The sequence below is a fragment of the Curtobacterium sp. MCLR17_042 genome, from assembly GCF_003234695.1.
Taxonomy (GTDB): domain Bacteria; phylum Actinomycetota; class Actinomycetes; order Actinomycetales; family Microbacteriaceae; genus Curtobacterium; species Curtobacterium flaccumfaciens.
Genome location: NZ_QKTD01000010.1, coordinates 1 through 12,853, shown reverse-complemented (window position 1 = coordinate 12,853; position 12,853 = coordinate 1). Strand labels below are relative to the sequence as shown.

Here is a 12,853-nt window from a genome sequence, read left to right as displayed (position 1 = left end):
CACTCCAGGCGGCGGTGAGCCGGCGGGGGTTCCTCGCGGGCGCGGCCGGTGGCATCGCACTCGGCACGATGGCGCTCGCCGGGTGCGCGACCCCGGGGCGTGCCGCCGGTGGTGCCACGACGCTCCGCTTCTACGAACAGAAGCAGGAGGTCATCGCGTACTTCGACAAGCTGCTGCGGAAGTTCGAGGGGGAGCACGCCGGCTTGTCGGTCGTGCACGACAGCACGGCGGCCATCGCCCCGCAGTTCGTCCGCGGCGAACCGGCGGACGTCGGGTGCTTCAACGACAACCTCGAGCTGGCGCGGTACATCTCGCGCGGCGTGCTCAGCGACCTCAGTGACCTGCCGTCGGCGGCGCGGGTCCGACCGGACATCGACACCCTGACGAACCAGTACGCGAAGTTCGAGGACCGCACGAGCGTGCTGCCGTACTCGCTCGCGGCGGCCGGGGTGATCTACAACAAGCGGATCTTCGCCGAGCACGACCTGCCGGTCCCGACGACGTGGGACGAGTTCGTCGAGGTCTGCCGGACGCTGCAGAGGGCCGGCATCACGCCGATCTACGCCACCGACCGGGACACCTGGACGCTCTGGCAGGGCCTGTTCGACTACTCGGTGGGCAGCCTCGTCGACACCGGCTCGTTCTTCCGCAAGATGAAGGCCCTCGGCGCCGACGTCGGCCCAGACTCCGAGGTGTCGTTCGAGCAGGACTTCGCGGTGCCGATGGAGCGGGCGAAGACCATCTCGTCGTTCTTCAACCGCGACCACGCCACCCGGGCCTACGCCGACGGCAACCTGGCGTTCGGCAAGGGCGAGGCGGCGATGTACCTGCAGGGCCCGTGGGCGCTCGGGCAGATCGCGCTGATCGACGACAAGCTGCCCGTCGGCACCTTCGCCCTGCCGGTGTCGAACGACCCGGCCGACCGCAAGGCCCGGGTCAACATCGACCTCGGGCTCTGGATCCCCACGGCGTCCGAGCACCCGGAGCAGGCGAAGGAGCTCGTCGAGTTCCTCATGCAGCCCGAGGTCATCGACGCCTACAACCGCGACAACCTGGCGTACTCGCCCCGCATCGACGCACCCCCGCAGCAGGACGAGCGCCTCGCCGGCCTGCAGCAGTACGTCGACGACGCGGCGTTCTACCAGGGCGCCGGCACCTTCATCCCCACGTCGATCCCGCTCGGCAACTACCTGCAGTCGGCGATCCGGAGCGGGGACTTCACCTCGATGCTGCAGCGGCTCGACTCGGACTGGCGGCGGCTCGCCGGCCGTTCCGCGACGGTCTGAGCCGGACCAGGACACAGGAGTCACCATGACCATGCAGACCCCGCTCTCCCGCGACACCGACCCGGACACCTCCGGACCGGCGACCGACGCAGCCCGCACGCACCGGCGTGTGGGTTCCCGCGGTGTCGGTTCACTCAGCCGCACGGAGGGCATGTACTACCTGTTCCTCGTGCCGGCCCTCGTGCTGTTCACGGCGTTCGTCGTCGCCCCCGCCTGCGTCGGCGTCTTCTACAGCTTCACCGACTACCTCGGGTTCGGGCAGTGGGACTTCATCGGCGTCGAGAACTACAAGGCGCTCGTCTCCGACCCGGCGATCCTGGCGTCGTACGGCTTCACGCTCGGCTTCGCGGCCGTCACCGTCGTCGTCACGCAGGTCGTCGCGCTGTCCCTGGCGATCGCCCTGGCGAAGAAGATCCGGTTCGCCGCCGGGTTGCGGTCGGTGTTCGTCATCCCGATGGTGATCTCGGGGATCATCGTCGCCTACGTGTTCAACTTCCTGTTCTCGAACACCGTGCCGGCCCTGGCCACGAGCGTCGGCTTCGGCCCGCTCGAGCAGAGCATCCTCGGCGACCCGAACCTCGCCTGGCTGGCGATCGTGATCGTGTCCGCCTGGCAGACCGTGCCCGGCGCGCTCCTCATCTACACGGCGGGCCTGACGTCCATCCCCGAGGAGCTGTACGAGGCCAGTGCGCTCGACGGCGCGACCGGCTGGAAGCAGCTCCGCTCGATCACGCTCCCGCTGCTCGGCGGCTTCATCGTCATCAACACCGTGCTCGGCGTGAAGGGCTACCTCGGCGCCTACGACGTGATCGTCGGTCTGACCAACGGCGGCCCCGGCAGCGCGACGAGCAGCGTCGCGATGACCATCTTCGGCGGCTTCACCGGCGGCGACTACGCCTACCAGATGGCGAACGCGACCGTGTTCTTCATCATCACCGTCCTCATCTCCGTGCTGCAGCTCGCGGCGACCCGCGGAAGGAACCTGCGACTCGCATGACCGCCATCGACACCCGACCCCCGACCGACACCCGCGCCGTGACCACCGGCGGCGGCGGACGTTCCGGCCGTGGCCCCCGCCGACGACTGGGCGGCACGAACTGGACGCTGACCGTGGTCCTCGGCCTCGCGTCGCTGACCGTGCTGATCCCGCTGTACGTGACGCTCTCGATGGCGTTCAAGACCACCGAGCAGTCCGTCGACGGCAACGCGCTCTCGCTGCCGTTCCCGTTCAACCCGGGCTCGTTCGCCGAGGCCTGGCAGCTGACCCGGTTCCCGGTGTCCTTCTCGGTGTCCCTGGGCGTCGCGGCGCTCACCGTCGTCGCCACGCTGCTGCTCAGCTCGTTCGCCTCGTACGCGATCGTCCGGAACTGGCACAAGCGGTTCTTCCGGTACTCGTTCGTCTACCTGCTCGCGGCGATGTTCCTGCCGTTCCCGGTGGTGGCACTGCCGCAGATCAAGCTGACCGCCGAGATCGGCCTCGACAACCCGGTCGGCGTCGGGATCCTGCACGCCATGTTCCAACTGTCGTTCAGCGTGCTGCTCTACTCGGCGTACCTGCGGTCGATCCCGGTCGAACTCGAGGAGAGCGCCCGCATCGACGGGGCGTCCACGTGGCAGATCTTCTGGCGGATCATCCTGCCGCTCCTCGGCCCGATGAACGCGACGGTCGGTATCTTCGCGTTCCTGGCATCGTGGAACGACTTCATGATGCCGTCGCTCATCACGGCGGATCCGGGGTTGCAGACCCTGCCCGTGGTGCAGAACATCTTCCAGAGTCAGTTCGGCACCAACTACAACGTCGCCTTCGCCTCGTACCTGATGGCGATGGCGCCCACGATCATCGTCTACCTGTTCGCGCAGCGCTGGGTCATCAGCGGCGTGACGCAGGGCGCGGTCAAGAGCTGAGAGGCACCACGTGAGCAGCAGCACCACCCGCACCAGCACCACCGGCACCACCGGCGCGGTCCTCCCCACCATCCGTCCGTTCCCGGGGTCGGACCCGGTCGCCGACCCCGCAGCCGTCGTCACCGGCGACCACTGGCGCATCACCGTGCTCGACGCCGGGGCGTTCCGCATCGAGTGGAGCGACGACGGCGGGTTCGAGGACCGCGCGTCGACCTTCGCGATGCGCCGTCGCCTGCCGGTGCCGGCGTTCACCGTGGAGCGCACCGCCGCCGACGGCACCGCCGCCGCCGGTGTCGTCGTCACCACCGACCGCGCCCGCCTGCGCTACGACGGCCGCCCCTTCAGCCCGAGCGGCCTGGTGGTCGAGACCACCGGCCCCGACGCCAACCGCTGGCGCTGGGGGCAGGAGCCGCGCGACCTCGGCGGCACCGGTCGCACCCTCGACGACGTCGACGGCCGGATGCCGCTCGAACCGGGGATCCTGGCCCGCGACGGCATCACCGCGCTCGACGACAGCGAGTCGTTCCTGTTCGCCGACGATGGTTGGATCGGCACACGGGTCCCCGGGCGCCGCGACGTCACGGTCTTCGCGTACGGCCGCGACTACGACGCCGCGCTCCGCACGTACCACGCCGTCTCCGGGCCGCCCTCACGGATGCCGCGGTGGGCACTCGGCAACTGGTGGAGCCGGTACCACCCGTACAGCGACACCTCGTACCTCGAGCTGCTGGACCGCTTCGCCGACGAACACCTGCCGTTCTCGGTCGCCGTCATCGACATGGACTGGCACCGGGTGGACTCGGTCCCGCCACGCTTCGGCAACGGCTGGACGGGGTACTCGTGGGAGCCGTCGCTGTTCCCGGATCCCGAGGCCTTCCTCGCCGAGCTCCACCGCCGGGGGATGCGCACGACGCTGAACCTGCACCCGGCCGACGGCGTGCGGGCGTTCGAGGACGCCTACCCCGCGGTGGCCCGGGCGATGGGCGTCGATCCGGAGACCGAGCAGCCGATCCCGTTCGACCCGACGGACCGGCGGTTCCTGCAGGCCTACTTCGAGCAGCTGCACCGCCCACTCGAGGAGCAGGGCGTCGACTTCTGGTGGATCGACTGGCAGCAGGGTCGTGAGACCGGGCTGCCCGGTGTGGACCCGCTGTGGCTGCTCAACCACTTCCACCTGCTCGACTCGGCGCGACACGCGGCGTCCGGCGACGCAACCGCCGACACGACCGCGGACACCACCGCGGACACCAACACCGACACAACCGCAGTCCCGGCCCCCGTCGACGGCATGACCTTCTCGCGCTACGCCGGGCCCGGCAGCCACCGGTACGCCGTCGGGTTCTCCGGCGACGCCGTCGTGTCGTGGGCGTCCCTGGCGTTCCAGCCCGAGTTCACCGCCACCGCCGCGAACATCGGCTACCCCTGGTGGAGCCACGACATCGGCGGCCACACCCGCGGCGTCCGCGACGACGAGCTCGCCACCCGCTGGGTGCAGTTCGGGGTGTTCTCGCCGATCATGCGCCTGCACTCCGCGAACAACCCGTTCATCCGCAAGGAGCCGTGGGTGTTCCCGGCCGAGGCCCGTGCCGCGATGGGGGAGGCGCTCCGCTTCCGTCACCGCCTGGTGCCGTACCTGCACACGATGAACCACGGCACCGCCGAGGGCACCGCGCTGGTCCGGCCGCTCTACCACCTGGAGCCGCGCCGCGACGAGGCGTACCGGGTGCCGAACACCTACGCGTTCGGCTCGGAGCTGCTCGTCGCCCCGATCGTGGCACCGCGCGACCCGGTCAGCCGGCACGGGGTCGCCCGGGGCTGGCTGCCGCCGGGCACCTGGACCGACGTCTTCACCGGCACGGTGTACGCGGGTGACCGGTTCGTCGACCTGCACCGCACGCTCGACGCGGTGCCGGTCCTGCTGCGCGCCGGTGGGGTCCTGCCGCTCGCCGCGGAGGACCAGCTCGACGCCACCGTCAACCCGACGGCGTTCGAGGTCCTCGTCGCACCGGGTGCGCCCGGCGAGTTCACCCTGGTCGAGGACCACGAGGGCGAGGGCAGCCGCACCGCCCGGACCCGCCTGACCTGGGATCCAGAGCACGCCGAGTTCCGGGTGCACGCCACCACCGGGGCCCTCGACGTCGTCCCCGCCCACCGCGACTGGCGGATCACGTTCCTCGCCGTACCGGCCGACGGGCAACCGACTTCGGCACGCTCGGCCGACCGGTTCTCGGTCGACGTGTCCGTCGACTCGGCGTCGGGCGGATCGGTCACGCTGGTCGGCGCTCCGGTCGTCGGTGTCGACGCACGGGAGGCCGTGCGGCGGGTCCTCGAGGGCGCGCAGGCCGGCAACCCGGAGAAGCTCGAGGCGTGGGAGGTCGTGGCGAAGGACCTGCCGCGTGCGGACCGCATCGTCGAGCTCGGCACCGTCGGCCTGCCCGACGCCCTGCGGGACGTCGTCGTCGAGCTGCTCGGCAGCGTGCACCCGGGGGAGTCGGCTCCCGCAGGCCGCTGACGGCACGCGACGGGGGAAAAGGCGGACTGGAGGCTCGTGGCCGGGCGCGCGCCGTGCCTCCCGTCCGCCCTTCACGCGCCCTGGTGCGCCGCCCGGTCCGACGTGCCGTCCGCGTACGGCGCGCTCTCCCCGACGAGCAAGCGGTGGCCGACCGTGACCAGCCGGCCCGGCACGTCGGAGCCGTCCATCCGCTCGACCAGCAGGTCGAGTGCGGTGTCTGCGAGGGCGACCGTGTCGGGCGCGACGGAGGTCAGGCTCGGCACCAGGCTCGACCCGAGGCCGACCGCGTCCCACCCGACGACGGCGACGTCGCCGGGGGCGTCCAGTCCGCGCAGGCGCATCGCCCGGAGCGCCCCGAGCGCGGCCAGGTCGTCGCGGCAGAGCAGACCGTCGACGCGGAGTCCGGCGTCGAGCGCGGCGCCGAAGGCGACCTCGGCGCCGGCGGCGTCACCGACCTCGCGGGGGACCAGCAGCGCGTCGTCGAGCGACAGGCCCGCGGCGACGAGTCCGGCGCGGTAGCCGTCCAGACGCAGTCCGGACGTGCGCGACGACGGGCCGGTCTCGTGCCCGAAGAACCCGATGCGGCGGCAGCCGAGCGCCACGAGGTGCGCGACGGCCTCGGTGGCGGCCCCGGCGTTGTCGATGACGACCTGGTCGGCGTGCGGGGGCCGGACGTCCTCGCCGAGGAACACCACGGCGGTGTCCCCGCGGATCCGGTCGATCGCCTCGGGCGTGAGCACCTGCGGGTGGATCACGACCCCGTCGACCACACCGGCCTCGCGTCCCCGCACCGCCGAGCGTTCACCGTCGGGGTCGCCGCCGGTCTCCTCGAGCAGGAGCTGGTAGCCGCGGTCGGCACACACCCGCGAGAACACGTGGGCCAGTTCGGCGAAGTACGGACGCCGCAGGTCGGGGAACGCGAAGGCGAGCATGTTCGAGCGTCCGGTCGCCAGGGACCGCCCCGAGACGTTCGGGCGGTAGCCCAGCTCGTCGATCGCGGCCTGCACCCGGCTGCGCATCGGGTCGCTGACGTGCTGGTAGCCGCGGACTACGTTGGACACGGTCTTCATCGAGACGCCGGCGTGCGCGGCGACGTCCTGCAGCGTGACCTTGCCCATCCGCTCACCGTAGCGGGCGGAGGGGCACCGGACCCGGCGGACCGGCCGGGCTCGTCAGGGGACGAGTCGGCGCTGCACGATCGCGCGGGCGACCTCGGAGAGCGGCTCGTGGTGCTCGAGCGCGTACCCACGGATCACCGCGAAGGCGTCCTCGATCGAGACACCGCGCAGGTACGACACGACGCCCTTGGCCTGCTCGATGACCTCGCGTGACCCGATGGTCCGCTGCAGCTGCGCGCGGACGACCTCGTGCTCGCGCAGCGACCGTTCGTGCAGGATGCCGATCGTGGCCACGTCCGCCAGGGCCCGGGCGACGCGCAGGTCCGACTCCGCGAGGGCACCGACGCCGGCCCCGAACAGGTTGAGCGTGCCGATGACGTTGCTCCCCAGCCGGAGCGGGACGGCGTGCACGGACCGGAACCCGAGCGCGAGCGCACCCGTGCGGAACATCGCCCACTCCGCCGGGGCGACCTCGATGTCCGGGCACGTCACGACCCGTCCGGTCGCGAACGAGGTCATGCAGGGGCCGGCCTCGGCATCGAGCTGCAGCACCTCGACGAGACGGGTCGCCTCGGAGGTGGAGGCCACGACCTCGAGCTCCTGGTCGTCGTTCGCCAGCAGGATGCCCGCGGCGTCGATGCCGAGCACGTCGGCGCACGTCTCGACCAGGGTCTGCAGCAGTTCCACGACGTCGTAGGCGTCCACCAGGGTGTCGGCGAGCGACGTGAACGTCTCGAGGATCCGGGCTTCTCTGCCTGCCGTCGTCACTGGACCTCCTCGATCAGGTCGCCTCGCTTCTCGAACCGGACCGTGCCGTCGAGGATCTCCTCCGCCACCCGCCGCATCGTCGTCCGGCGGGCGAAGGCGTGGCCCTGCAGCAGCAGGTAGGCGTCCTCGGGGCTGATGTCGAGCTGCGCGAGCACGACCCCGGTGGCCTGGTGCACCACGCGCCGCGACGACGGGCTGCGGTCGAGCAGGGCGTCGTCCTCGTCCGCGATGGAGCGGAGCGCCCGGCGCAGGACCCGGCGGCTGACGGCCGAGGCGAGGGTCATGGCCTGCCGCACGGTGTCGTCCTCGATCGTCGCGGGCTCCGGCACGTACACGTCGACCGCGCCGAGCGGGAACGGCCCGAAGGCGACCGGGAACGCGAAGACCGCGCCGACGGGTTCGCTCCGAACTGCATCGTTGAAGGCGGGCCACGCGGCGTTCGGGCGCTGCACGAGATCCGTCTCCAGCACCGGGGCATCGGTCGCGAGCGCGGTCCAGCAGGGTCCCTCGGACAGGTCGAACTGGATCTCGTCGACGCGGGTGGCGACCTCGTCCGACGCGGACACGGTCTCGCTCGGGCACAGTTCACCGAACGTGGAGATCGAGACACCGCCCATCGGCAGCGCGAGCGCGAACGGCCGACTGAGTTCGTCGTCGGCGATCTCCGCCGACCGGAGCGCACGGAGTGCACGCTCGAATGCGTCATCCATGGGCGCCTTCCCTGCCGTCTCTCGATCCTACGCGCTGGTCGGTGTCGGACGATCCGGACGGCGCAGGCACGTTCGGCGGTGGGCCGGCGCGCCAGGCCGGCAGCTCTGCGGGCGGGTACGACCCCTGCTCGTCCTGCACCCGGAGCATCGCGTCCAGGGCCACCAGCGTCACGCCGGAGGTCTCACGGACCACCGTCCGCACCGCGTTGCCGAGCAGGAACGCCATCAGGTCCTCGCTGCCGCCGTCCGGCCGGTAATCACGCCACGGACCGGCCCCCGCGCGTTGCAGGGCACCGGCGAGCACCGCCTTCGCGTCGTCGACGTCGACCTCGCAGTCGAGCACCAGGCGGAAGCGTCGCTGGCTCCGGTCCGACAGGCTCGGTGCGCCGTCCTCGTCGTCCTCGGGAACGAAGGACCGCAGCGCCGACGAGGGCGCGATGCCGTACGCCGCACGGAACGCCGCAGCCATCCGGCCCGCGTTGCTGAACTGCCAGCGTTCGGCGATCTCCGCGATCGTCCGCCGGTCCGGCGCACCGGAGGCTTCCTGCAGGTCGCGACGGACCCCCTCCAGGCGCACGGCGCGCAGGAAGGTTCCCGGGGACTGCCCGATCTCGGCCTGGAACCGCTTCTGCAGGCTCCGCGGCGACAGCTGCACGGCCGCGGCGACGTCGGCGACGGTGATGTGGGTCGCAGCCTGCTCGTGGACGAACCGCATCGCATCCCGGACCGCACGCGAGAGTCGGGGCGGGCCGTCCTGGGTCGCGCTGCTCCCGTCGCTCATGCGCCGACCGTACGGGACCCGCCGATGGCGCGCTCCCAGGGCACCGATCGAGGCGACGGATGATCCACCTTGCGCGGTACGAAGTCAACCCCTGACATGACCGGAATCGTCCTGCCGATACTGAAAGTGTCTCGCGCACTGCGGTGGAGCAGTGCGCCACATCGAACCGACAGGGAGGCGCGATGGGACACCGCCAGGGATCCACGACCGTGATGACCGAGGCCGCCGTCTGGCAGCAGATCGTCCACACCGATCGGATCCGTGCGCTCGCCGCGACGGACCCGACGGACATCCGCGTCCAGCCGGTCGACGCCGGGTGCTGGCGCGTCGTCGACGCGGCGGCCGCCTGGGGCGACCCCGACATGCTCCTCGGCTTCATCGAGCGCACGGTGGACGGTTTCGACTGCACGCTCATGGCGACGCTGCACGAGCACGACCGGCGCGCGAGCCTGCAGGACGCCCGCGCCTGGTTCGAACACCGCTGCGGACAGCCCGTCGACGAGGCACCGTGCTGACCGCGGTCCACGGGACCGACGCCGCCCGGACCGTCACCGCGCGGATCGACGACCGGCGCCGGCGCACCGAACGATCCGGGACCGACCGCACCTTCGCCGCGCGCGTGCTCGCCCAGGCCGGGCACGGTCGAGACGTGCGCTTCGACGTCGAGGACGACGCCTTCCGGCTGCCGTTCCGGTTCCGCTACCGGACCCGCCGCGACGGTTGCGTGAGTCTCGTCACAGCGTCGGCGACCTCCGGCTTCTCCGGGGTCTTCGAGCCCCTCGACCGCATCGTCGTCGGGTGGTCGAGCACCGGCGGTGTCCGCATCGCCGTCGAGGACGGCGTCGTCCTCGAGACCCGACCCGGCACGCCCGTCCTGATGCCGACGTCGGGGGAGTTCTCCGTGCACGCCCCGAAGGGCACGCTGCAGCTCGTGAGCATCGACCGGACGCTCCTCGACCAGGTGTGTTCGTCGCTGGGAGCAGCAGCGCCCGACCTGCCGACCCGGGGCGCCGAGCCCGCCGTCGCGGCCCTCGAACACCTGCGCCGGTGCGTCGAGCAGGTGGCGGTCACCGCGACCCGCGACGGGTTCACCTCGGGCACTCGGAGCGCCGCCCAGGTCGCGCTGGTCGAAGCCGTGGTCGGAGCCTTCGGCGTGCGGACATCCGCGGTCCTCCGCCGTGCGGTGACGCCGTCGACGGTCGAGCTCGCCGAGGCCTACCTCGACGGACACTGCGAGCGGATGCTGTGCCTCGCCGACATCTGCGACGCCGTGGGCGTGAGTCCGCGGACCCTGCAGACGGCCTTCATGCGGGAACACGGTGTCTCGCCGATGACGTTCCTGCTGCAGATGCGGCTCGACCGGGTGCGCGCGGCACTGGAGTCCAGCAGCCGGCACGAGACCAGTGTGAGCGAGGCCGCGATGGCCTGGGGCTTCCGGCACCTGGGGCGGTTCTCGGGCACGTACTTCCGTCGGTTCGGGGAGTACCCGGGGCAGACGTTGCGCGCATCGTCCGATCGGTGCGCCGACGGTCCGGAGCGCCACGCGGGCTGAGTTCGAGCACTGCGCAACGTGTTCTGGACACCACGGTGAACACGCAAGTTCGGCCCCTAGGGTCGCCGCAAGCGCAATCGCGTGAACTCCCTCGAACCGGTTGAAGGACCGATCCGTACCGGAAGGCGGTCCACATGACCACCACTCCGCTCGCTCCGGGTTACACCCGCACTCGTCCCGCTACGGGGGCCCGCAAGGGCACCTCGACCTACTCCGCGCTCCTGGCGCAGGTGAAGGAGAACGGCCTCCTGCGCCGTCGTACCGGTTTCTACTGGGCACTGTTCGGCGCACTCGTCGGCAGCCTCGCCCTCACCTGGGTCGCGTTCGCGTTCCTCGGCGACTCGTGGTTCCAGCTCATCGTGGCCGGCGCGCTGGGCGTGCTGTTCACGCAGTTCGCGTTCCTGTCGCACGAGGCCGCGCACCGTCAGGTGTTCGAGTCCCAGAAGTGGAACGACCGTGCGGGCCGCTGGCTCGGCACGTTCCTCGTGGGCCTCAGCTACTCGTGGTGGATGAACAAGCACACCCGCCACCACGGCAACCCGAACACCGTCGGTAAGGACCCCGACATCGCCCCCGACGGCATCCGCTTCCTGCCGGAGGACGCCGCCGCCGTCAAGGGTGGCGCCATGAAGACCTTCATGCGCTTCCAGGGGTGGCTCTTCTTCCCCCTCCTCACGCTCGAGGGCCTGAACCTGCACCGCTACGCCGTGATGTCCATCGTCACCGGCAACGGCACCAAGGCCGACAAGAAGCACCGCCTCATCGAAGGCGCCCTGCTGGTGGCCCGTTTCGCGATCTACCTGACGGTGGTGTTCTGGTTCCTGCCGTTCGGGATGGCGTGTGCGTTCCTGGGGGTGCAGCTGGCCGTGTTCGGCGTGATGATGGGTGCTTCGTTCGCCCCGAACCACAAGGGCATGCCGACCATCGCCCACGACGCGAAGGTCGACTTCTTCTCCCGCCAGGTGCGCACCTCGCGCAACATCCGTGGCGGCTGGTGGGTGTCGTTCCTGATGGGTGGCCTGAACTACCAGGTCGAGCACCACCTGTTCCCGTCGATGCCGCGTCCGGCGCTGAAGCAGGCCCGCCTGCTGGTGCGTGACCACTGCGACACCCTCGACGTGCCGTACACCGAGACGACGCTGCTGCGCTCGTACGGGATCGTCGTCCGGTACCTCAACCGCGTCGGCCTCGCCGCCCGCGATCCCTTCGCGTGCCCCATGGTCGCGCAGCTGCGCATCCACTGACGCCGTGCTGACCGCCATGCCCACGGGCACCGTCAAGTGGTTCGACCACAGCAAGGGGTTCGGCTTCATCCACCCCGACGACGGGTCCCAGGACCTGTTCGCGCACTTCTCCAGCATCGTCGCGGCGACAGGCTCCCGGCCGCTCGCCCAGGACGACCACGTGCAGTACGAGATCGGGCCCGGCAAGAAGGGCCCGCAGGCGGACAACATCTCGATCATCCGCTGATCGGCACCACCACGAGCAACGCCCCGACCGGTCCGGTCGGGGCGTTGCTCGTTGTGCGCGTCGCCGTCGCTGGCCGAGCCTCGCTCCGCTGGACAGACCGCGCGTCCCGGCACCCGCAACCTGTCCGCGGAACCGAGTCTCGGCAGGAGCCGCCGGCCGGCGCACCCACATGACGGACGGGAGGCCCGGTGCCAGCTGGCACCATCCCTCCCGGCACGGCCGTCGTGCCGCCTGCGCCCGGTCCATAGCTGCCGGCTGTGCTGTGTTTCGCGCTGAGCGACAGACCACGCGGACGTGAGCACGTGAGGTGTCGCCCAGCCCGTAATGACGGCGGCCGCCGGCCCGGCGTCCGCACATGACGGACGGGAGGCCCGGTGCCAGCTGGCACTGGGCCTCCCGTCCGTCGTGTGCGCCCGTTCTTTCCCATCGCGCGCGTGTTGGTTTGCAAGAACGGGCGTACCTGGTCGAAAGAACTCGCCAGGTACGCCCGTTTCCGCCAGGTACGCCCGGTTCCAGCAGGTACGCCCGGTTCCGCCAGGTATGCCCGGTTCCGCCAGGTACGCCCGGTTCTGCTCGACGCGCGACGCAAGTCGGCCCGGGCCACGCTGCTGCGTGGTCCGGGCCGATTGTGGTGGTGCGGGGTGTTACTTGATCTGTGCGGTGATGGTGGCGGTGCCGACGAGGAGGCCGCGCTTGACGGCGTCGGTGCCGAAGGTCTTGTTCAGCAGGCCGGCGGCGTCTTCGGAGATGT

At 71.1% G+C, this 12,853-nt stretch carries 12 protein-coding genes; 8 read left to right on the top strand and 4 right to left on the bottom strand.

What is annotated here, in order from left to right; genetic code table 11:
• The first annotated feature begins 14 nt into the window (after nt 1–14).
• The 4 genes from DEJ02_RS11000 to DEJ02_RS10985 are packed head-to-tail and all read left to right on the top strand — an operon-like array spanning nt 15 to nt 5,703.
• Nucleotides 15–1,286, top strand: a complete 1,272-nt coding sequence (locus DEJ02_RS11000; RefSeq protein ID WP_111033104.1) for an ABC transporter substrate-binding protein — start codon at nt 15–17, stop codon at nt 1,284–1,286.
• Between the two features lie 25 nt (nt 1,287–1,311).
• Complete coding sequence (locus DEJ02_RS10995) at nt 1,312–2,283, top strand: carbohydrate ABC transporter permease (RefSeq protein WP_111033103.1); 972 nt, start codon at nt 1,312–1,314, stop codon at nt 2,281–2,283.
• A complete protein-coding gene (locus DEJ02_RS10990) occupies nt 2,280–3,191 on the top strand; it encodes a carbohydrate ABC transporter permease (protein ID WP_111033102.1) in 912 nt (303 codons plus the stop codon). The genes DEJ02_RS10995 and DEJ02_RS10990 overlap by 4 nt, the downstream gene beginning before the upstream one ends.
• Nucleotides 3,192–3,201: 10 nt before the next feature.
• Complete coding sequence (locus tag DEJ02_RS10985) at nt 3,202–5,703, top strand: TIM-barrel domain-containing protein (protein WP_111033101.1); 2,502 nt, start codon at nt 3,202–3,204, stop codon at nt 5,701–5,703.
• Between the two features lie 71 nt (nt 5,704–5,774).
• Here DEJ02_RS10985 and DEJ02_RS10980 read toward each other — a convergent pair whose 3' ends face one another.
• From DEJ02_RS10980 to DEJ02_RS10965, 4 genes are read right to left on the bottom strand one after another with little or no spacing between them, the layout of a single operon-like run.
• Nucleotides 5,775–6,821, bottom strand: a complete 1,047-nt coding sequence (locus tag DEJ02_RS10980) for a LacI family DNA-binding transcriptional regulator (RefSeq protein ID WP_111033100.1) — start codon at nt 6,819–6,821, stop codon at nt 5,775–5,777.
• 54 nt (nt 6,822–6,875) lie between these two features.
• A complete protein-coding gene (locus DEJ02_RS10975; protein ID WP_071405801.1) occupies nt 6,876–7,589 on the bottom strand; it encodes a GAF and ANTAR domain-containing protein in 714 nt (237 codons plus the stop codon).
• Nucleotides 7,586–8,299 (bottom strand): GAF and ANTAR domain-containing protein, encoded by a 714-nt coding sequence (locus tag DEJ02_RS10970; RefSeq protein WP_111033099.1) that lies wholly within the window; start codon nt 8,297–8,299, stop codon nt 7,586–7,588. The genes DEJ02_RS10975 and DEJ02_RS10970 overlap by 4 nt, the downstream gene beginning before the upstream one ends.
• Nucleotides 8,292–9,080 (bottom strand): helix-turn-helix transcriptional regulator, encoded by a 789-nt coding sequence (locus DEJ02_RS10965; protein ID WP_111033098.1) that lies wholly within the window; start codon nt 9,078–9,080, stop codon nt 8,292–8,294. Before DEJ02_RS10965 ends, DEJ02_RS10970 begins: the two co-directional genes overlap by 8 nt.
• Nucleotides 9,081–9,262: 182 nt before the next feature.
• On the opposite strand from DEJ02_RS10965, the gene DEJ02_RS10960 reads away from it, so the two are divergent.
• From DEJ02_RS10960 to DEJ02_RS10945, 4 genes are all read left to right on the top strand, one after another.
• Nucleotides 9,263–9,595: a hypothetical protein gene (locus DEJ02_RS10960; RefSeq protein WP_111033097.1), complete on the top strand. Its 333-nt coding sequence runs from the start codon at nt 9,263–9,265 to the stop codon at nt 9,593–9,595.
• Nucleotides 9,589–10,632: an AraC family transcriptional regulator gene (locus DEJ02_RS10955; RefSeq protein ID WP_111033096.1), complete on the top strand. Its 1,044-nt coding sequence runs from the start codon at nt 9,589–9,591 to the stop codon at nt 10,630–10,632. Before DEJ02_RS10960 ends, DEJ02_RS10955 begins: the two co-directional genes overlap by 7 nt.
• 134 nt (nt 10,633–10,766) lie before the next feature.
• Nucleotides 10,767–11,876: an acyl-CoA desaturase gene (locus DEJ02_RS10950; protein ID WP_110864824.1), complete on the top strand. Its 1,110-nt coding sequence runs from the start codon at nt 10,767–10,769 to the stop codon at nt 11,874–11,876.
• Between the two features lie 16 nt (nt 11,877–11,892).
• Complete coding sequence (locus DEJ02_RS10945) at nt 11,893–12,102, top strand: cold-shock protein (RefSeq protein ID WP_071405807.1); 210 nt, start codon at nt 11,893–11,895, stop codon at nt 12,100–12,102.
• The last annotated feature ends 751 nt before the right edge of the window (nt 12,103–12,853 follow it).